Annotated in this window: 21 protein-coding genes; 11 read left to right on the top strand and 10 right to left on the bottom strand. The window is 47.9% G+C overall.

Annotation, left to right across the window (positions count from 1 at the left end; all coding sequences use genetic code 11):
- Nucleotides 1–112: 112 nt before the first annotated feature.
- The 5 genes from H8K36_RS12485 to H8K36_RS12465 all read right to left on the bottom strand — a co-directional run bounded on the left by H8K36_RS12485 (nucleotide 113) and on the right by H8K36_RS12465 (nucleotide 5,743).
- Entirely contained in the window at nucleotides 113–1,069 is a 957-nt protein-coding gene (locus tag H8K36_RS12485) for a lipid A deacylase LpxR family protein (RefSeq protein WP_186916809.1), read from the bottom strand.
- Nucleotides 1,070–1,152: 83 nt separating this feature from the next.
- A complete protein-coding gene (locus tag H8K36_RS12480; RefSeq protein WP_186916808.1) occupies nucleotides 1,153–1,953 on the bottom strand; it encodes an alpha/beta fold hydrolase in 801 nt (266 codons plus the stop codon).
- Nucleotides 1,954–1,965: 12 nt separating this feature from the next.
- Entirely contained in the window at nucleotides 1,966–4,518 is a 2,553-nt protein-coding gene (locus tag H8K36_RS12475) for a DNA internalization-related competence protein ComEC/Rec2 (protein WP_230404601.1), read from the bottom strand.
- A gap of 8 nt (nucleotides 4,519–4,526) precedes the next feature.
- The gene (locus H8K36_RS12470; protein WP_186916806.1) at nucleotides 4,527–5,366 is read right to left on the bottom strand and encodes a TatD family hydrolase; all 840 of its coding nucleotides are present in this window, start codon (nucleotides 5,364–5,366) and stop codon (nucleotides 4,527–4,529) included.
- A gap of 56 nt (nucleotides 5,367–5,422) precedes the next feature.
- On the bottom strand, nucleotides 5,423–5,743 hold the full coding sequence (locus H8K36_RS12465; protein ID WP_186916805.1) for a metalloregulator ArsR/SmtB family transcription factor: 321 nt from the start codon (nucleotides 5,741–5,743) through the stop codon (nucleotides 5,423–5,425).
- A gap of 232 nt (nucleotides 5,744–5,975) precedes the next feature.
- On the opposite strand from H8K36_RS12465, the gene ubiG reads away from it, so the two are divergent.
- Nucleotides 5,976–6,692 (top strand): bifunctional 2-polyprenyl-6-hydroxyphenol methylase/3-demethylubiquinol 3-O-methyltransferase UbiG, encoded by a 717-nt coding sequence (gene ubiG, locus H8K36_RS12460; RefSeq protein WP_186916804.1) that lies wholly within the window; start codon nucleotides 5,976–5,978, stop codon nucleotides 6,690–6,692.
- 2 nt (nucleotides 6,693–6,694) lie between these two features.
- Here the strand turns inward: ubiG and H8K36_RS12455 are convergent, their stop codons facing one another.
- On the bottom strand, nucleotides 6,695–7,288 hold the full coding sequence (locus H8K36_RS12455; protein ID WP_186916803.1) for a DUF4166 domain-containing protein: 594 nt from the start codon (nucleotides 7,286–7,288) through the stop codon (nucleotides 6,695–6,697).
- 236 nt (nucleotides 7,289–7,524) lie between these two features.
- Between H8K36_RS12455 and H8K36_RS12450 the strand changes: the two genes are divergently transcribed.
- The 3 genes from H8K36_RS12450 to H8K36_RS12440 are packed head-to-tail and all read left to right on the top strand — an operon-like array spanning nucleotide 7,525 to nucleotide 9,405.
- Complete coding sequence (locus H8K36_RS12450) at nucleotides 7,525–7,827, top strand: DUF1272 domain-containing protein (protein ID WP_186916802.1); 303 nt, start codon at nucleotides 7,525–7,527, stop codon at nucleotides 7,825–7,827.
- A gap of 11 nt (nucleotides 7,828–7,838) precedes the next feature.
- Entirely contained in the window at nucleotides 7,839–8,807 is a 969-nt protein-coding gene (locus tag H8K36_RS12445) for a GlxA family transcriptional regulator (protein WP_186916801.1), read from the top strand.
- Between the two features lie 7 nt (nucleotides 8,808–8,814).
- On the top strand, nucleotides 8,815–9,405 hold the full coding sequence (locus H8K36_RS12440) for a cysteine hydrolase family protein (RefSeq protein WP_186916800.1): 591 nt from the start codon (nucleotides 8,815–8,817) through the stop codon (nucleotides 9,403–9,405).
- Here H8K36_RS12440 and H8K36_RS12435 read toward each other — a convergent pair.
- On the bottom strand, nucleotides 9,402–9,971 hold the full coding sequence (locus H8K36_RS12435) for a hypothetical protein (RefSeq protein WP_186916799.1): 570 nt from the start codon (nucleotides 9,969–9,971) through the stop codon (nucleotides 9,402–9,404). The genes H8K36_RS12440 and H8K36_RS12435 overlap by 4 nt on opposite strands.
- A 402-nt stretch (nucleotides 9,972–10,373) precedes the next feature.
- Here H8K36_RS12435 and H8K36_RS12430 point away from each other — a divergent pair, with 402 nt between their 5' ends.
- The 5 genes from H8K36_RS12430 to cydX are packed head-to-tail and all read left to right on the top strand — an operon-like array spanning nucleotide 10,374 to nucleotide 14,122.
- A complete protein-coding gene (locus tag H8K36_RS12430) occupies nucleotides 10,374–10,946 on the top strand; it encodes a GbsR/MarR family transcriptional regulator (RefSeq protein ID WP_186916798.1) in 573 nt (190 codons plus the stop codon).
- Between the two features lie 9 nt (nucleotides 10,947–10,955).
- Nucleotides 10,956–11,219, top strand: a complete 264-nt coding sequence (gene cydP / locus H8K36_RS12425; RefSeq protein ID WP_186916797.1) for a cytochrome oxidase putative small subunit CydP — start codon at nucleotides 10,956–10,958, stop codon at nucleotides 11,217–11,219.
- A 1-nt stretch (nucleotide 11,220) separates the two neighbouring features.
- Nucleotides 11,221–12,801, top strand: coding sequence for a cytochrome ubiquinol oxidase subunit I (locus H8K36_RS12420; protein WP_186916796.1), 1,581 nt, complete (start codon nucleotides 11,221–11,223; stop codon nucleotides 12,799–12,801).
- 9 nt (nucleotides 12,802–12,810) lie between these two features.
- A complete protein-coding gene (gene cydB, locus H8K36_RS12415) occupies nucleotides 12,811–13,950 on the top strand; it encodes a cytochrome d ubiquinol oxidase subunit II (protein WP_186916795.1) in 1,140 nt (379 codons plus the stop codon).
- 10 nt (nucleotides 13,951–13,960) lie between these two features.
- Complete coding sequence (gene cydX / locus H8K36_RS12410; RefSeq protein ID WP_186916794.1) at nucleotides 13,961–14,122, top strand: cytochrome bd-I oxidase subunit CydX; 162 nt, start codon at nucleotides 13,961–13,963, stop codon at nucleotides 14,120–14,122.
- Nucleotides 14,123–14,211: 89 nt separating this feature from the next.
- Here cydX and H8K36_RS12405 read toward each other — a convergent pair whose 3' ends face one another.
- The 3 genes from H8K36_RS12405 to H8K36_RS12395 all read right to left on the bottom strand — a co-directional run bounded on the left by H8K36_RS12405 (nucleotide 14,212) and on the right by H8K36_RS12395 (nucleotide 17,401).
- Nucleotides 14,212–14,424 (bottom strand): hypothetical protein, encoded by a 213-nt coding sequence (locus H8K36_RS12405; protein ID WP_186916793.1) that lies wholly within the window; start codon nucleotides 14,422–14,424, stop codon nucleotides 14,212–14,214.
- A gap of 139 nt (nucleotides 14,425–14,563) precedes the next feature.
- A complete protein-coding gene (locus H8K36_RS12400) occupies nucleotides 14,564–16,015 on the bottom strand; it encodes an FAD-binding oxidoreductase (protein ID WP_186916792.1) in 1,452 nt (483 codons plus the stop codon).
- Between the two features lie 372 nt (nucleotides 16,016–16,387).
- Nucleotides 16,388–17,401 (bottom strand): DUF1338 domain-containing protein, encoded by a 1,014-nt coding sequence (locus H8K36_RS12395; protein WP_186916791.1) that lies wholly within the window; start codon nucleotides 17,399–17,401, stop codon nucleotides 16,388–16,390.
- Nucleotides 17,402–17,510: 109 nt separating this feature from the next.
- Here H8K36_RS12395 and H8K36_RS12390 point away from each other — a divergent pair, with 109 nt between their 5' ends.
- Nucleotides 17,511–18,431 (top strand): LysR substrate-binding domain-containing protein, encoded by a 921-nt coding sequence (locus H8K36_RS12390; protein ID WP_186916790.1) that lies wholly within the window; start codon nucleotides 17,511–17,513, stop codon nucleotides 18,429–18,431.
- Nucleotides 18,424–18,984 (top strand): pilin, encoded by a 561-nt coding sequence (locus H8K36_RS12385; protein WP_222611214.1) that lies wholly within the window; start codon nucleotides 18,424–18,426, stop codon nucleotides 18,982–18,984. Before H8K36_RS12390 ends, H8K36_RS12385 begins: the two co-directional genes overlap by 8 nt.
- The last annotated feature ends 35 nt before the right edge of the window (nucleotides 18,985–19,019 follow it).

Raw genomic sequence — 19,019 nt, 5'->3', positions numbered from 1 at the left:
TTACAGATAAAAATGAAACGCTACTTTGCAGTGCGAAGCGCATCCAGATGCACCAAATTATCTGCGTCGATGCACTGAAAAAATGCAGATCATCGAATCGCCATTGTCAGATTTAATAGGAAAAATCCAACTGCACTTTCGCAAAATTTTGCGCACCCTTGGCGTTACTCAGCTCAGCGATTTCATTCCCACGTCGGATCACGGAAGCATAAAAGCGCCATTCGGTTCCCTGATAAACATAGGCAAGCTCGGCTTCGGGAACTAATCGTTTGGGGCTCACAGCGAGGTCTTGATGGCGGAAAAAGCCACCTTGAATACTCGCATTGTAGGCAACTGCTCGGGCACCAGTTCGCAGCTGCAAATAACTTGCCGCTTGCGTCGGTAAAGCATTGAGTTGCCCTAGTCGCACACTGAGATCAACACTCGCATCGGTAAAAATATTGCCGAAGCGCGCTTGCCATTGCGTGTTCAAATCAACATTCGAATTCAGCTGTATTCGTGCTGGACTGTATGCCATTTTCGCTACGGCACCCCACTCTTGCTTCAATTGTGTATTCCAGGCTTGCGGCAAAGGTTGATTTAAAGCGCGATGCAGGTTGGTTTGTGTCCATTCTCCGCCTGCACAAGCCCCCAAGCACCCAATATCCAAGCCGACGCTAGTCGCGCTGCCGTCATTCTTAAAAAGCTCTTTCGCCACACCCAGATACAGCCATCCGGCATAAGGGTGATCCTGTTTTTGCAGTTGAGATGGCTTCAGTTTGATGTCAGAAGCGGTGTACAGATCTTGCCCAAGCTGCCAACGGTAGCTCAAAACTTGAGTTTCACTAATCAGTACATTCTTTCGTTGGAGGTGGATGCCGCTCGTATAAAAACCATCATCTTTCTTCAGCAGCATGCTGTCATTCTCGACATCGAGCGACCAGGTTAAACGTCCTTTCTCTTGTACTTGCTGGTATTCGGCAGTAGATGGCCATAGCTGTTGAGCCTGAACCAAAGACGGTAGGCTGCAGCTGGCAAGGCCTAGGCAACACAAAAAAAGTGACGGCTGAGAAAGAAGATGTAAGCGCATCGTGAAAGCCCTTGAATAAAAAAAGCGAACTCTATGTTCACAAGTTCGCTTATTTTACGTGAGACTGTAGAAGGCTGTGCAGTTCATTTGTTTTGCAATACTGCTTGTATCATCGCGTGGCAAGCTGCTGCTGTCTTCTCCGGCATTTCCATTGGCAATAAATGCCCTGCGGGTAATTGAACAAAGTTTTTTCCACACATCTTGCGTGTTGCCCCGAGACCACCCTGCCGACATTCGACTGACTCAGTCCCACCGACAAATCCGATCGGTACCTTGAGACCGCGACGCGCAATCTTGCCCAAGATACTCGGCAAAGTAACGTAAATTGCACTTTCAATTTCGCGTGTAAATTTGAGCGTAACGCCGTCAGGATGCGGAATAGTTCCAGCATCAATGTAATCTCGTAACACTTGCGGCGGCCAAATCGCGAATTTGTCTTTGGCAGAAAAATGTTCGAAGGCCTCTTCTTTATCTTTCCAAAGTATTCGACGCTTCAGCGAAAACTGCGCAGGCGAATACTTATCGAGCAGACCCAGAATGCGGAAGGTCTTCAAAAACCAGGCGCGCCAACCAGTAACAACTGGTGAATCTATCATCACCACACAACGAACCAGATCTGGACGCTGACTCGCCGCCATTAATGAGAGAATCCCCCCCAAAGAATGTCCTAACAAAATCACAGGCTCAGCATACTTGGCCTGCAAAGTATCAATTAATTCTTGGACTAGATACGGCCAATTCGTCGTCACTGGATATTGCGTATTGTGCCCGTGCATCTCGAGCGCATCGATGTCGTAATGAGTTTCCAATGCTGCAAACATCTGACGATAGCTCCCTGAGGGGAAGCTATTACCGTGACAGAAATGGACTTTTGGTTTGCTCATACACTCTAAACTTCATTTATCAACTGCGGATGGATACCAGTAACGCGGATGCGTTTGGCGAAAATCTTCGATTTGGATTTGTTCGCCAAATTGTAATGTGATTGCACCGCTTGTGTCCGTCCTTAGAGGGATTACTCCAAAATCGAGGTAGCGTTGCCACACTTCTGGTTTAGGGTGACGATAGCGATTCAGATAGCCGAATTGATATAAAGCATAGCGCGGATGTACCGCTTGCACAAAAGCAGATGTTGACGATGTACCACTGCCGTGGTGCGGCACTAATAACACCGAAGCTTGCAGTCGCTCCGGAATACTATTGACGAGCTCGTCTTCTTGTACCGCTTCAATATCCCCGGCCAACAGTAAGCTATGCTGAGCGTTTGAAATTTTCAGGGTACAGCTACGGGCATTGGTTTTCCATTTATCACTAGTGTAAATCACGGGTACTGGATGTAAGATTTCAAAATGCACACCATCCCATTCCCAACTTTGTCCTGCGACGCAACGTTGATGCTCGGCAGCTGATCTCACAATCTCATGTTCATAGGCCAGTGAAGTTCTCAGTAAGGGAATCGAGAGACTCTTCATCAAACTTAAAGCGCCACCAGAATGATCACTATCTGCGTGTGAAATGACCATCTCATCCAATTGGTGAATACCTCTCCCATGCATATACGGCAAAATCACCCTCAAGCCACTATTGCTATCATCGCTTTGCCCAGGTCCTGAGTCATACAGTAAACGATGATGCGCGGTCTCGATCAAAAGCGAGGTCCCCTGCCCAACATCAAACGCTGTCACATGAAACTGACCTACTAAAGGGGACGTTACTGGGTTCACCAACATAGGCAAACAGCAAAAAGCACCTAGCATCCGCGCAGGCCAAGCACGCGGCGCCAATATCCACAACAAACCGAGAATCGCCAATACCAGCATCCACCAAGTTGGCTGCGGCGCGCTCCAGACCGCGAAGCGTCCAACACTCAAATACTGCAACAATTCAACCAAGGAGGACATCGTTGCATGCGCGAATGCAAGTAACGCTTGTGCCAGCGGAAGTGGGAGAACACTTCCAAGCAATGCTAAAGGCGTCACTACAAAACTAATGAGTGGTATCGCGATCGCATTTGCAATCGGGCTGATCAAGGAAATTTGCGAGAACAAAAAGAGCGTCAAAGGAACCAGACCCATTGTAATGGCATATTGAGCTCGAGCCGCGCTCAATAGTTGCTGTTTGAGCTTTCCCCATATGGTGTACATCACCCCTCTTGGCGATGACTTGGTCGAAGTATCTGCCTCGTCTTTCATCAGCAATTCGTCGGTGCTGTTGGTCGTTTGCTCTTGCGTATTCGAAGCGGCATCACTGGCATAAAGCAACAGAGCAACCGCTGCGAAGGATAACCAAAATCCCGACCAAAGAACGGCCCAAGGATCGAACAAGAGCACTATCCACAAAGCCAAACACAATATTTGGCTGGCTTGCCCTGTGCGTCCAGTCCACACCGCGAGTGCCACCACACTGAGCATATACAAGGTACGCTGAGCTGGAACGCCGAAACCTGCGAGTGCAACGTAGATCAAGGCTGCGAGTGCCGCCGACAACACCATCACTTTCCGGACAGGCATCAATAAAGGCCAGTCCCGCCAGAAATAGAAGGAACGACGCCACAAAAACCCAAAGCAGGCCGCACACATCCCTGCGATCATGGTGATGTGCAAACCTGAAATCGAGACCAAATGACCTATGCCAGTGCGATTAAAAATGGTCCAATTACTTTGACTAATTTCACTCTGATCGCCGATCACTAGGGCGACCAACACACCCACATAAGTCGCATCACCATTAGCAAGCAAAGCTCTATGCAAACGTTCACGTAAAGTCGATCGAACTCGTTCAAGCAAATTATTGGGGCTCCAAACAAAATCATTGATCAGTATCGCCTGTGCTGACCCACTATTCTCACTTGCAATACGTACACTCGCACTGGCACGCACACCCTGCTCTAGCATCCATGCCTCGTAATCAAAACCAAAGGGATTGGCGTTGCCATGTATGGGCTTAAGCTTTAACGTGAGGCGCCAACGTTGCCCAGGTTGTAGGTTGGCAAACTGACTTGGATTGTTGGGATGATCAAACCATGAGACAGCAAGTTTATGTGGAATCGAAGCCTGTGCTTCACTCAAGCTACTCTGCACATCATCACGTTGAAATTGAAAATGCCATCCTTGTGGGGAACGCGTTGGTAGGCTTGTAATCACGCCGCTCAATGCAAATTCTTGTCCGATAAGATTGCTCGCTAACTGTTCATTCAAACGATAGTGTGCAAATCCTCCTGCCCAGCTCATGCCAAATGCAAAACCAAAGGCGATTTGGTAGGTATAAAGTTTCCAGGAAGATTTCCTTGAGACGCTTGTCTCAACACTACGTTTATCTCTTGTTCGAGGGAAGAAAACAAAGATCAAATTCAGTAACAGGCAAACGAGGGCTGCAATATAGATCGGCAGCGGAAACAAAGAGGCTTGCTGCTGTAGAAAAAACACACCGACGGTGAATGCCAGTGCCATGCAACGCATTATGCACCCTGCACACTCGAAGTTTTGATCAGTCGAGCTAAACGTGGCAGCACATCCAAGACATTATTGCTCGTCTGCCGAGCTGCCTCTTCGATAGAACAGCCTCGTAATTGCGCAAATTCATGGCCAATCTGTACCAATTCGCCTGGAGTATTGATTCCTGGATGACACCAGTGAGGAGCAATGTCAGGCGCATCTGTTTCCAAGACGATACTGTTGAATGGTAATCCACTCGCTAGGCGTCGTAATTGCAAGGCACGAGTGAAAGTCATAGCGCCGCCGAAACCAAGCTTAAAGCCATGCTCAATAAAATTTTTTGCCTGTTGTTCGCTACCATTGAAGGCATGAGCAATACCGCCAGGCACTGGTATGCGCCTCAGATATTTCAAAATTTGGTCTTGCGATTTTCGAACATGAAGAAGTACAGGCAATTCAAAATCGCGAGCAATCTTGAGTTGCTCACTGTAGAAAAAGATTTGTTTCTCTTTCAGCGGGCTTTCGCACAATGCCGGCACAAAGAAATCAAGGCCGATCTCGCCAATCCCGATAAAGCGTGAAGCAAGTGCTGAGCCGGAATCTCGCATCAATGCGGCTACCAGCTCGCGTAGAAACTGCAAGTCTTCTTCCTTCGACGTTGGTACATACATGGGATGAATACCAAGCGTGTAATAACAATGCGCATGGTTTTGTGCCAACTCCTGCACCGCGGAAAAATTCGATCGATGTACTGCTGGAATGACAATGGCAGAAACGCCCATGCGCTCGGCCTCATCCGCGAGTTGCAAGGACTTCCCTGCGAACTCACTAGCATCAAGGTGACAATGGCTATCGATCCACATATGGTCTCAAAGTAGTATCACTTTCGTTTCCAGCTTAAAAAGCTGACCACAAAGTATCAAGCCTCTTGTGCTTTTTTCTTCGCGGCCAGGGCCTTACTCTCTTTCTTCAGCCCTTTTGACACTGGGCATACAGCCTGCATAAATCCAGCTAAGGTATTCGCCAAATTTTCACCTTGAAGGCGATAAAACACATATTGACCGCGTTTGTCACTGACGACCAAACCCGCAGACTCCAAGATTTTTAAATGTTTCGATAAGGACGGCTTCGTCATATCGAATCGCTCAGCGATCTCACCGGCCGACAGTTCTGTTTCCGATAGATAGGCCAAGATTTTTCTGCGCGGGGTCGAGGCCAAGGCTTCGAATATTTTGTCCATGTTTTGCCTTTTTTTCAACTAAAAATCACATTAGGACGGCGATTGCGGCACTAAGTTCGCCGAAATGTCGCTTTTACTTCACTGCATCCCCATGCCAACAGCAAGGCGCAATTGGCACGGTGACTGATATCAACTATTTTCAGTGTACATGATAATGAGTTAGTTAGACAATTAGCCAGTTAGCTAAATACAGGATACAATAAAGCACAATGTAGAACATCGAGGAACGATCATGAATAGCGCCCATTCAACAAACGCCAACGTCGACCACCAAGAAATTGCACGATTCAATGCATTGGCTAGCCGCTGGTGGGACGAGAATTCTGAGTTTCGCCCTTTGCATCGCATCAATCCACATCGGCTTGAGTGGATAGATCAATTGGCTTCGCTTGAAGGGAAGAAAGTCATCGATATTGGTTGCGGTGGTGGCATCCTCGCGGAAGCGATGGCGAAACGCGGCGCGCAAGTGTGCGGCATTGATTTGGCAGGCAAGCCATTAGAGATCGCTCGTTGGCATGCAACGCAAGGAGAAGTAAAACTTAACTATGCCGACAGTAGTGCCGAAGAGTGGGCGATCGAACATCATGAACATTATGATGTCATCACCTGTATGGAAATGCTGGAACATGTGCCCGATCCATCCAGCATCATCGCTGCTTGCAGTAGCATGCTAAAACCGGGCGGTTGGTGCTTCTTCTCAACCATTAACCGCAACCCTTTAGCTTATCTAACAGCCATTATTGGTGCAGAGTATATCTTGCGAACATTACCCGTAGGCACCCATCACTATGGTAAATTTATACGCCCCAATGAACTTGTGGCGATGGCGGGCAAACAGGGATTACAACTCGTTGAGAAAAAAGGATTGGGTTACAACCCTATCACACAAAATTTTCGTTTGATTAACTTTACCGGCATGGCATATCTGCTGGCGATGAAGAAAGCGTGATTTCAACGCGCTCTTCGCAATCGACCTGAGTAGGAAAACAGAAATCCTAGTAGAGGATAGCTAAAAGCAACTTGAAACAGATAGTTGTCGCCGCCTATTGTTTTTTTGGCGACCAGCCTAGGGAAAACAGCCAAAGGAATTGGCAATCCAAACCAGAACACCCGCAACAAACGCCACTGCCAACCACCCTGCTGATCAAGCTCCACCGCCAAATGCAGGCGTAGGTGTCCATGTTGCTCTATCCAATACCCTGTCTGAAAGTGGTTCACTGGTTTGAACCGGCTTTCCACGACAGATGCTGCATTGTTTGCAGATCGCAAATCCGCTCCAAATGTCCTACACCAAAACATCGATTGATCACGATGAGAAACCTCCAACGAAAAATCACAACGCCCCGCCGTAATCAAGTGCGCAGGGATTCCCATACTTTTGGCAATGCGCCGCCCTAGCCAGCCCGCCGCTCCCTTACCAACTTTCAATTCAACCTGCCCACGCAGTATCCCGCCGTCGCGATGCAGACTTTGCAGCAAAGGATGTAAAGCTGTGAATTGGGCTCCAAACCAGGTGACTGTAGAATTTTCTTGAATGACTGACATTAGGCTATAAAGATTCCGGTTCTCGATGCAAAGAGTGTAGCAGTTTATCCTGAAAGCAACATTCCCAACTTCAGAATAATCCTTCAATTACTTCGATCAAGAATGTCCTGAAATGACCGCAATCTGTCGCAAACAGGGCTAATAAAGTAACGCCGCTACTGTTATTATCTTCTCCATGGCGCCATCTCGAATGTGGCGCAAACCTAGACTCTAAATGAGAAGGCATCGAGGAAATCATGTTAGAACTACGCCCCAGCTGCGAGCATTGCAATAAAGATCTCCCCCCTGATTCCGACCAAGCCATGATCTGCAGTTTCGAATGTACTTTCTGTCTCGATTGTGTCGTTCAGGTGTTACAACATGCATGCCCAAATTGCGGTGGCAGTTTCAGCCATCGCCCCATTCGTCCGGCATTTGACGGAAAAAATGAAAATGATTTACAACATTATCCAGCCAGTACGGCCCGCAAATATCGCCCTGTTGACACGCAAGCCCATGCTGCTTGGCTTGCTGCCCGCAATAAAAATCAAGAGGCTTAAGAGCGATGCCCATGATATCTTCCACACCACAAGCACAGATCATTTACTTTTTAATCTTGCCTGAAATTTTGATGGTGGACTTGGCAGGGCCGGCTGATGCATTTTTGTTTGCCAATCGACGTAGTGAACAAAGTTTATTTGACTTGCGTTATGTGAGCCCTGTTCAAGATCCAACAACCTCATTGGGATTAACGTTACATGCGATAGCCCCACTTCCGACCACGATTGAAGACGACGCGTGGGTCATCATTCCAGGTACTTTATGTCAACGATTCGATGCCAATACAGAATCAGCGAAAGCGGCAATCCATTGGTTGAAAGACACGCTGCATCAACAACGCCTCATCTGCATTTGCGCTGGCGGCCTGATCGCAGCCCACGCTGGTCTCTTGAGCCACAAACACGCTACTACACATCATAGCCATCTCGATGAGATGCGAGAGATCGATCACAGTATCCTTGTTGAAGACAATCGCATTTTTGTCGAAGATGGACATGTCGCCACTAGTGCGGGCGTGACCGCAGGCATAGACTTAAGCCTACATCTGATTAGCCAACACTGCTCCCCACCACTAGCGATGGAAGTGGCGCGTGCAATGTTGATTTACTTTCGACGCAGCGGACAGGATGCGCAACTATCGCCTTGGTTAATGCATAGAAACCATGTCCACCGCGCGGTCCACAAAGCACAGGATTTATTAAGCCATCACCCTGCATACCCGTGGCAATTGGATGAGCTAGCCAACAAACTTGGCACCAGTACTCGCCACCTGACACGACTGTTTAAAGAACATACGGAAGTATCGGTGCATGACTACTTAAATAGTTTGCGCCTGAATCTTGCCGATCAGTTTCTCTCACAAACAAATTGGTCTATCGAACGCGTTGCCGAATCTGCGGGTTTTGGCTCAGCGCGACAATTTCGTCGTGTTTGGCAGGCAAAGCATGATAGCCCTCCTTCGCAATTTCAACGGAAATGAGTTCAATATGAAATCACAAACTGTCACAAACCCACAGGCAGGCCCTGCACTGCTCTTAGTTGACGTACAAACTGGTTTCGACGATCCATTTTGGGGGCCGCGCAACAATCGACAGGCCGAATCGAATATTGCTCGCCTGCTCGCTGCTTGGCGCCAAGCTCAGCTCCCGGTGATTCACATACGACATTGCTCAGTTGAGCCCAATTCGACCTTACGCGAAGATCGTCCCGGCAATGCATTCAAACCAGAAGCCATGCCCATCGCCGGCGAGATTGAATTCAAAAAATCCGTCAACAGCGCCTTCATTGGCACGTCGCTGCATGAATATTTGCAAGGGCGAAGTCTGCAAGAGTTGGTGATTGTTGGCATCAGTACCGATCACTGCGTATCAACCACGACGCGTATGGCTGGTAACCTCGGTTACATCAATTTTTTAGTGGAAGATGCGTGTGCGACTTTTGACCGTATCGATCATCACGGTCGCCTGCACTTAGCACAGGACATTCATGATATCCATCTTGCGAGTTTGAACGGAGAATTTTGTTCAGTCGTGCGGACCGACGATGTCATCAAAAAATTCGCCCCAGTTGCAATTTAGTTCGAGGGACTAGTCTCTTCTGGAGTGAAGCCCCACTGCGGACTCAATAAAATCGCAAGTACCGAGGCCGTCGCAATCGCGATCGATAGCCATAGCGCAAAAGATGAATCCGCAACGCGTTGCGGATAAATCTTCACCACAGCGCCCAAACCAATCAAGTTCCCGCCCGCCACTAACACTGCCGAGGCGTAGTCATGAAAACGACGCGCTTTGTTCGCGCCAATTGCCCATTTCTGATGTGTGTTATAGCTCGGCAGCACCAGATGAGCATCATCTAATTGTTCAAGTGCCGAAAGAAATCGACGCAGATTCGTAATGGCACGCTCAGCCTTATAGTTAAGAAATGCCAAGCTCAGCGAGGCCACTGGGAAGCCCAACATTAACCATTCGACGGGTACTTCGCCACGAGTTTCACTCGATTTCAAAGCGACCAAAGCCGCCAACAAACTCACTACTAAGGTCACATACAGAGCGAGCGCCTGCTGACGCTGCGTGATACGCGCATTCACCTCGTTGTAGGCAGCAATAAATCGGTAATTGGCGTCAACAGCAAAAGATTTACTCATAGTGAGCTCATTCAAAAATTAGCCTTAGATTATACGGCCTTCGCTTGGACCTCATCGAAACACATTGGCGATCAACCGCAGTCATCGATGCAATTAAAGAACGCAATTATCCTCAGGCATCGAAATTAGTATCAAGAAAACAATTGTTCACCACTCAAACAAGAAAGCCTTGAATTACCTATTTAACAGACATTGACAATAATAGAGCAAAGATAAGCGAATAAAGCCAATATCATTGAGAAATTGAGCCGTGCTCAGCAAGAAATTTTTAGATGTTCTAGAATTTCAGTAATTCGTGAAAATTCAGAAAATTAAAGAAATTACTCAAACCCGAACACAAATCGTGCAGTTTCAAACAATGCCTAACGCCACATCCAAAACAAGAACCACAAGGAAACCATCATGGAAACACTTAGCCCTCTAACCCAACGCTTCATTTTGCATTTTGGCGAAATGGGCAGCCGCTGGGGCATCAATCGCACCGTTGGCCAAATGTACGCGCTGCTCTACGTGATGGGCAAACCGATGAATGCCGATGAGATCGCAGAGCATCTTTCCTTTTCTCGTTCCAATGTCAGCATGGGTCTCAAAGAATTGCAGGCGTGGCGACTGGTGAAATTAATGCATAAGCCGGGCGATAGACGCGAATACTTTGAACCACCGAAAGATATCTGGGATATTTTCAAAGCCTTACTGGAAGAACGTCGTCGTCGTGAAATTGAGCCGACACTCTCAATGTTGCGCGACGCACTGCTCGAAAACCCTGCATCAGAAGAAGATAAACGTGCACAAGAACGTATGCGAGAAATGTATCAACTCATTGAGTTATCCACCTCATGGTTTGACGATGTACAAAGGCTCTCCCCAGAAACCCTCGCCTCGCTGATGAAAATGGGATCGAAGGTCGGAAAACTACTCGACATCCGCGACAAGTTCCGTTTTAGCGATAAAGACGAGCAAGCAGAAAACAGCTAAGGAAGCATCATGAAGATCCAACAGCTTTGGCAAAAGAGTCGTCATACCGGACTGCCCTTGTATTTGGAAATTAGCATTTTCCTTTGCATTAAGCTGTTGGCCATCTTCATCATGTGGAAGCTTTTCTTCTCACAACCGCAAACCAAGAAGATGCGACTACCCACCACAACGGTGGAACAGCATTTACTCAGCACACCCCCAGACATCAAAAAAGCACAGAGCATCGCCGCACCAGACGCCGCCGCATCCCAACCGAGAAAAACAGGTCAATGATATGAATCCCATCGAAGAAGTCGTCAACCTCTCACGACTACAATTTGCACTCACTGCCATGTATCACTTCCTCTTTGTTCCTCTTACACTGGGACTATCTTGGATACTAGTGATTATGGAATCCGTTTATGTGATGACCGGACGCGAAGTCTATCGTGACATGACCAAGTTTTGGGGTAAGTTATTCGCCATCAATTTCGCCATGGGTGTGACAACCGGTATCACTTTGGAATTTCAGTTCGGGACGAACTGGTCCTACTACTCGCACTATGTGGGCGACATCTTCGGTACACCATTAGCGATCGAAGGCATGATGGCCTTTTTCTTGGAATCCAGCTTTGTCGGCTTAATGTTTTTTGGCTGGGATAGGCTCTCAAAACAAGCCCACTTAGGCGTGACCTTTCTCGTCGCGCTTGGCTCCAATCTTTCTGCGCTTTGGATCTTGATTGCGAACGGTTGGATGAATAATCCTGTCGGTGCGGAGTTTAATTACGAGACCATGCGTATGGAACTCACCAGCATCGCTGCCGTGATTTTCAATCCGGTCGCGCAAGTGAAGTTTGTGCATACCGTGGCGTCGGGTTATGTCGCCGCTTCGATGTTTGTACTCGGCGTCTCGTCCTACTATTTACTCAAAGCACGTGACACTGGCTTTGCCATTCGTTCGTTTGCGATTGCTGCGGCCTTTGGTCTTGCTTCCACTTTATCGGTGATCGTTCTCGGTGATGAATCTGGCTATACGGCCGGCGAAGTTAATAAAGTTAAACTCGCGGCCATTGAAGCAGAATGGCATACCGAGCCAGCACCCGCCCCCTTTACCGTAATTGGCTTACCGAACGACAAAAAAGAACACACTGACTACGCGGTAAAAATCCCCTATTTGATGGGCATCATCGCCACGCGCTCAACGGACACCCAAGTCACCGGCATCAAAGATCTCAAACAAGAGAACCGCGATCGCATTATCAAAGGTATGTACGCCTACGACCTTCTCACGCAACTGAAATCAAACACATTGGAGGGCGAAGCACTTCAAGCAGTGAAGGATGAATTTAAACTCGCCAAGGTCGATTTAGGGTATGGCCTATTACTCAAGAAGTACACAGATAAAGTCGTCGATGCCACACCACAGCAAATCGATCAAGCCATGCACGATTCCATTCCCAAAGTGGCGCCTTTGTTCTTTGGCTTTCGTCTCATGGTAGGACTAGGCGTGCTCTTCTTATTTATCTTTAGCACCTCCTTCTATTTCTTGATCCGCAAACGCCTCGCAAAGCAACGTTGGTTACTGAAGCTCGCTCTGTTTAGCATTCCGCTTCCTTGGGTGGCGATTGAAGCAGGTTGGATTGTGGCGGAATATGGTCGGCAGCCTTGGACTATCGCTGGCGTTTTACCAACCCACTTATCTGCATCGACCTTAAGTGCCAACGACCTCGTGTTCAGCCTTACAGGTTTCTTTCTGTTCTATACCGCGCTGTTGATCGTGGAGCTTTACCTCATCATCAAGTATGCACGTCTAGGGCCGAGCGCACTGCATACGGGTAAGTATCACTTTGAAACCGAACATAAGCTAAGCGCATAAGGACAGATCATGTTTGACTATCTCACACTCAAAATAATCTGGTGGTGTTTCGTCGGCATCTTACTGATAGGCTTCGCTCTGATGGATGGCTTTGATTTCGGTGTTGGCATGCTTTTACCGTTCGTCGGCAAGACCGACGTCGAACGACGCATCATGCTCAATAGCGTAGGCCCAACCTGGGAAGGCAATCAGACTTGGTTCATCACCGCAGGTGGGGCTCTGTTTGCGGCATGGCCATTAGCGTATGCAGCAGCATTCTCTGGTTTCTATATCGCCTTAATGGTGCTCCTGTTTGCGTTATTTTTTAGACCTGTGGGTTTTGACTATCGCAGTAAATTAGCGGATCCGCGTTGGCGCTCCACTTGGGACTGGCTGCTATTTATCGGCGGTTTCGTCCCTCCTTTGATTTTTGGCATTGCTTTCGGCAGTCTGCTACAGGGTGTCCCCTTCCATTACAACAGTGAAATGCGCTTAGCCTATGAAGGCGGATTCTTCGATTTGCTCAATCCCTTTGGCATTTTGTCTGGCATCTTAAGTGTGGCAATGTTGTGCATGCATGGGGCCGCCTTCCTTCTATGTAAAACAGATGCCGCTATCGTCGCTCGTGCCCGTATTGCGCTTAAGTTGAGTGCCGCGATCACTGTCGTATGCTTTATCATCGGCGGATGGATGATTGCGACGCAAGTACAGGGATATCACATCACCAGCATGCCGGACGCAAATACTGCATTTATGCCGATTGCAAAAACAGTAGAACGTATCAATGGCGCTTGGCTCAGCAATTTCCAACAACACAGCGCCCTATACCTCATTCCAGGAACTGCGATAGTTGCGGCATTACTCAGCATGCTCTTCACCCATCTACTACGACCAAGGCTGGCATTCATCGCCACTGGCACAAGTGTGGCGGGTATCATTCTGACAGCCGGTGTGGCAATGTTTCCTTTCGTGATGCCTTCCTCTTTGCAACCGAATAGCAGCCTGACGGCTTGGGATGTGGTCGCGAGCCATAAAAGTTTGGGCATTATGTTTTGGGTGGTCGTATTTTTCTTGCCCATCATAATGATGTACACCGCTTGGATCTATCGTGTCATGCGAGGCAAAGTCGACGCCCAGCACATCGAAGATCACCAACACTCAGCCTACTAAGGAGAACACGATGTGGTACTTTAATTGGATACTCGGCATAGGATTAGCGCTGGCCTTGGCCATCATTAATGTCATGTGGCTAGAAGCAAATTATGCGTTTGGTGAACGTGATGAGGCAAAAACGCAAGAGCGTTTTGAAGAGGCCATGCGCGAAGAACAAGCTGAGAATTAGAAAACATGAAAAAGCGCTCAGACATATCTTTGAGCCAATAAAAAAGCACGAGGGATACTCGTGCTTTTTTCCTCGATCCGAATTAAGATTTAGTTCTGAGGGCGAATGATACGGTCCTTGCAGCTGAAGCTCGTGGTTGTGACTTTTTCGACGTTACCTGCACCACAAGTAGTGACTGCTTGTTGCGACATAATGGCAATTTGTTTGCCACTTTCGACATTGCTTTCGCTGACCGAAATACATGCGCTCAGGCTGATTGTGGCAGCAAAGACTGCAACGACAGCGACTATTTTTTTCAACATACTAGTCTCCAAAATTTATTTAACTTGATTCAATTGATTAAGGGCCTGACTACCTTCAATCAATGCTTTCGACAGCGTTTAGGTTGACATCAAAAAGCATGTTGTTCGACCAAGCTATTAAGTCGATTTCAATCGCCTACTATTGAACCGGGCCAAACCAAGTTAAACCCAGCAAACGCTGAGGGTCCAGCATGCTTTGCATCTTCCCTGCCAAGACTTGGGCAGCTGTTGACGTATAGCGCTGGTAAAAGTCGAGGTTGTAAGGGCCAACGCCATGTTCCGCACTGAAGCTACCGTGGTAACGATGGACCACCAAATCATATATTTCAGTACGAATCGCTTGCACGACCTGATTGTCAAACTGAGGTATTCCTTCTCCTTGTGGCCACACCATATTGAAATGACATCCACCATCTGCCCAATGGCCAAAATCCATCACTTTGATCCAAGGATATTTCTCCGCCATCAAAGCTAGGCCTTCATCACGGAATGCAACAAATGATGAGCGTGGCATGGAGATATCGAACGCAATCATCTTTCCCTCGTGACGCAAGGCTTCACTGATGGCATGACGGATGCGCCAGAGATCTTTACCACGACCAACGACAGCGTTTTCAACAACATCACCGAACAAATTCTCAAGACAGCGCATGAGAACGCTCTCTAAATCGATACCAGTCACTTGCGGATCAGCCGTGCTAGCCAATTCTAGCAAGACGCAATAATTCGGCAAAGGCTCTGGCGCAAATGGATTACTAATACTAGGAATATGTTTCAAAACAGCCTGTAAAGCAGCACCAGAGACACCTTCAAATGCCGTTAAAAATTCACTGCAATCGCGTTCTAAGATACTTAGCAACTCCAATACCGCAGCTTGATCGCGCGGAACGACCAAGGCCGTTGCCGTTTGCTTTGGAATACGATGCACTTGCAATACCGCGCGCGTAATAATGCCGTAGGCACCGCTGCTACCAATAAATAATTGTTTTAAATCCGGCCCAGTATTGTTTTTGCGCAAAGCAGACTGCAAGTCTAAGACCTCGCCCGCCGGCTGCATCAACACTGCACGCAACCCCAGCAAATTTTGACGCACATCACCATACTTTATCAAACGCGCACCACCTGTGTTGGCAGCTATCATGCCACCGATCGAAGGATTCGCACCGAGATCAATAGGGAAAAATAACCCCTGTGGTTCTAGCGCATCGTTCAGCTCTTGCAAAGTCACGCCCGCATCCACCGTCACTGAACGATTAATCGGATCAATCTCAATATGCTTTTTCAAACGCTCGAGGCTCAACACCACAAAACGTCCAGTGGCATCGGGTGTACTTGCGGCCACTAAACCTGTATTCGCCCCCTGCAAAACAAGCGCCTGTCCTGCTTCCGCACACAAGCGTACGCAATCAACAATTTGCTCATGGGTATCAGGACGTAATACAGCCAAAGTCGAACCCTGACCATAACGCGCCCCCGTCGTAAAACGCGCGCAGTCATTCGCATCGGTCAACAAACCATGCGCACCAAGCACACCAGCCAGCGCCACCAAAAGAGCTTGTTGTTGAGAATTAGAGGTCGTAGGTGTCAGCATAGGTTTCAATTAAAGAGTAAAGACAAATTCCAACGCGAATTCAAATTCGTTTAAAGGGTGCAGCTAGCGAAACAATCTCGAGTTACGACACTGGATTCCCGCCTTCGCGGGAATGACGGCAATCTGAGATGACTCAAGTAAGTACATCGAAAAAAATTCCCCTAGTCGAAAACGCCAATTCGCGCAATGCTGTCCCAGCAAGGCGTATCGCCACAAAAAGTACCTTAGTACGGCGAGGCGTTACAACGCCCCTGGGGCTGCATTTCGCGGATTAGATAAATCGTGCAATGCGTTCCCAGCAAGGCGTAGCGCTGAAGACAGTACTTGAGTACGGCGAGGCGTTACAACGCCGCTGGGGACGCATTTCACGATTTATCCATTGGCGGTCATCTTGAAAATGCCCGTAGCATTCCCCGCATCAAACCCCAAATCCAACTTCACTTGCGCGCCATCTTTATAACTATCACGCGTAATAAATTCATAGAAAGAGCCTGGCACTTCACGCTCAACGATCTCACCGCTTGCTGCCACGAACTGACGCACAACTGGGTCAGCTTTAAACGCAGTCTGTTTGATACGACCGGAACCTGAGACTTCAACATTCGGTTTCATTGGACGACCAATTTGCTTTTGCTCTTCCGCCAAAGCGAACACGTCTTGAACACGATCGGTAGCATGGTTAAACACATTACCTTCTGTCGCAATCCATGCCATCTCAGCAGATTCTTTCAACAGGATTTCGTAGTCAGCCATGCTTGGGATTGGGTGTTGACGTTCGAAGCAAGCGACCAATACTGGCAACAATTCTTGTGCTTGCGCCAAAGGCAAACTTCCGTCGCGCTCTAACTCGTTGAGCATAGACACGGCGGCTGGCGTTAATGGATCACGCGACTGGCCCAAAACACGCGTCACGGCTTCTTGGAAGTCTTTGCTGAAACGCTCTGGGTGCAATTCGCTCACAAAAAATTGAGAGATATTGTCGGCGTCGTCAATTTGCGCATAGGAACGGCCAGTCATATTCAAACGGTCTAATGGGAACACACCATTCAAGCGGAAACCCAAAGGTTTCAAGATACGGGTAATGGCCGCTTCGCCCGGCGGCAATTCACCCAGACCAAACCAACGTACTGTGCGCAATGCGCCATGATCTAACATTACTTTACCGCCATTTGCAACAACATCCAATGTGTAAGCCTTGCCACTTGGCACACGTTCGAGCACGCCAGCGAACAAAGCCATATTCAATGCTTGTGCCAATTCAGAACGGGAAACATGTCCCTCTTCCCAGACACGAAATTTTGGCGAAATTTGCATCAAGGTCGCAAGTTCTTGCGTCTTGGTCGCACCCAACAAAGCGTTCAACAAGGATTGGAGATTGGCGTTCATATTGATTCCATGAGGTAAAAGTAAACAATGAGCGCCATCCTAGTCAGTTTGCGATGCCTAGACAAACGATATAAAATCATGACTTAGTGAATAAATGGAATGAACTCTTATGCGTCGCAAAGTTCCTAGCCTCAACGCCCTGCTGATTTTCGAGTCCGCGGCCCGCCTACAGAGCTTTACTCAGGCGGCCGACGAATTGGCGTTAACGCAGAGCGCCGTCTGCAAACAGATCGCCAATTTAGAGGAATGGCTCGGTTTGGCGCTATTCTCACGCATCAAGAAACGTGTGGTATTGACTGCTGCCGGGCGCGATTACGCAGGGAAAATACGCATCCACCTTGATAAGATAGAACGTGACACTTTGGAACTAATGGGCCACAAAGAGGGTTCAGATATTTTAGAATTAGCAGTCATTCCGACTTTTGCAACACAATGGTTGATACCGAAATTACAAGAATTTCAAAGCTTGCACCCTGATATCACGATTAATCTCAGCACCAAAACCAGCGCCTTTCTTTTCTCAGAATGCCTCTTTCATGCCGCGATTCACTCTGGAAAGGCACCGTGGCCTGGCACCGTTGGTGACTATTTAATTCCTGAGGACAATGCGATTCCAGTTTGTAGCCCTACCCTTTACAAACAATTCTTGGGGAAACGACGCCACCTACAATTTGACGATATCGCCGGCATGCCTTTGCTGCATTTATCGAGTCGTCTGGAAGATTGGCGACGCTGGTTTGAATTGCATGATCATCCAAACGACATTTCGGCAGTTAAAGGTGCTCGCTACGAACTCTTCACGATGTTACTCGAAGCCTGTATTGCGGGCTTAGGCGTTGCCTTAATACCGCGCTATATGGCCCAAAAAGAAATCGATGCAGGTAAGCTCATGATTCCTATGGACCGCAGTCTGCCGGAACAAGCTTCTTACTTTTTAGTGTACCCCGAGGAGCAAAGCAATTATGGTCCACTACAAGCCTTCCGCAGTTGGCTACTAGAAAAAACCTCACAGCAACTGACGAATGGCTGATATTGAAACATTCGCCTCTGTTAAAATTGAGCAATCACCTATCTGGAAGAGACTCATGATGAAAAAAGTGCTCGGCTTTTCACTACTCGAGGCAATGGTTGCGTTAGTGATCATTGCTATTTTAGCGGCAATGGCGCTACCTTCTTATCTGTATAAAATTACTCGGGAACAAATTGAAAAGTCCCTGCCCCTTGCAGCCGAGACCGCGCAACCAGCGATCGCGATGAAATGGAAGTTAGAACAAAAACTCCCTGAAAACAACCAAGCCGTTGGATTGCCAGATGCCGACAAAATCGTCAACAACTATGTGAAAAGTGTAGCGATTGAAGATGGCGCTATTCACATGACATTTGGCAACCGTGCCAACGACAGAATTAAAAACAAAGTCCTCACTTTACGACCAGCGGTCATTCAAGACTCACCATTAGTCCCAGTAACTTGGGTCTGTGCAGGTGCTGAAGTACCTGAAAAAATGACCGTGCATGGCAACAATCGAACTACGATCGATAAACAATATTTGCCACTTATATGCAGGTCACGTACCAAGAATTAGATTCACACACCGCAAATAAAAAAGCGTCGATTGGT

This window comes from Affinundibacterium nitidum, assembly GCF_014284155.1.
GTDB classification, from domain to species: domain Bacteria; phylum Pseudomonadota; class Gammaproteobacteria; order Burkholderiales; family Burkholderiaceae_D; genus Undibacterium; species Undibacterium nitidum.
This window is presented reverse-complemented; position numbering and strand designations above follow the sequence as displayed.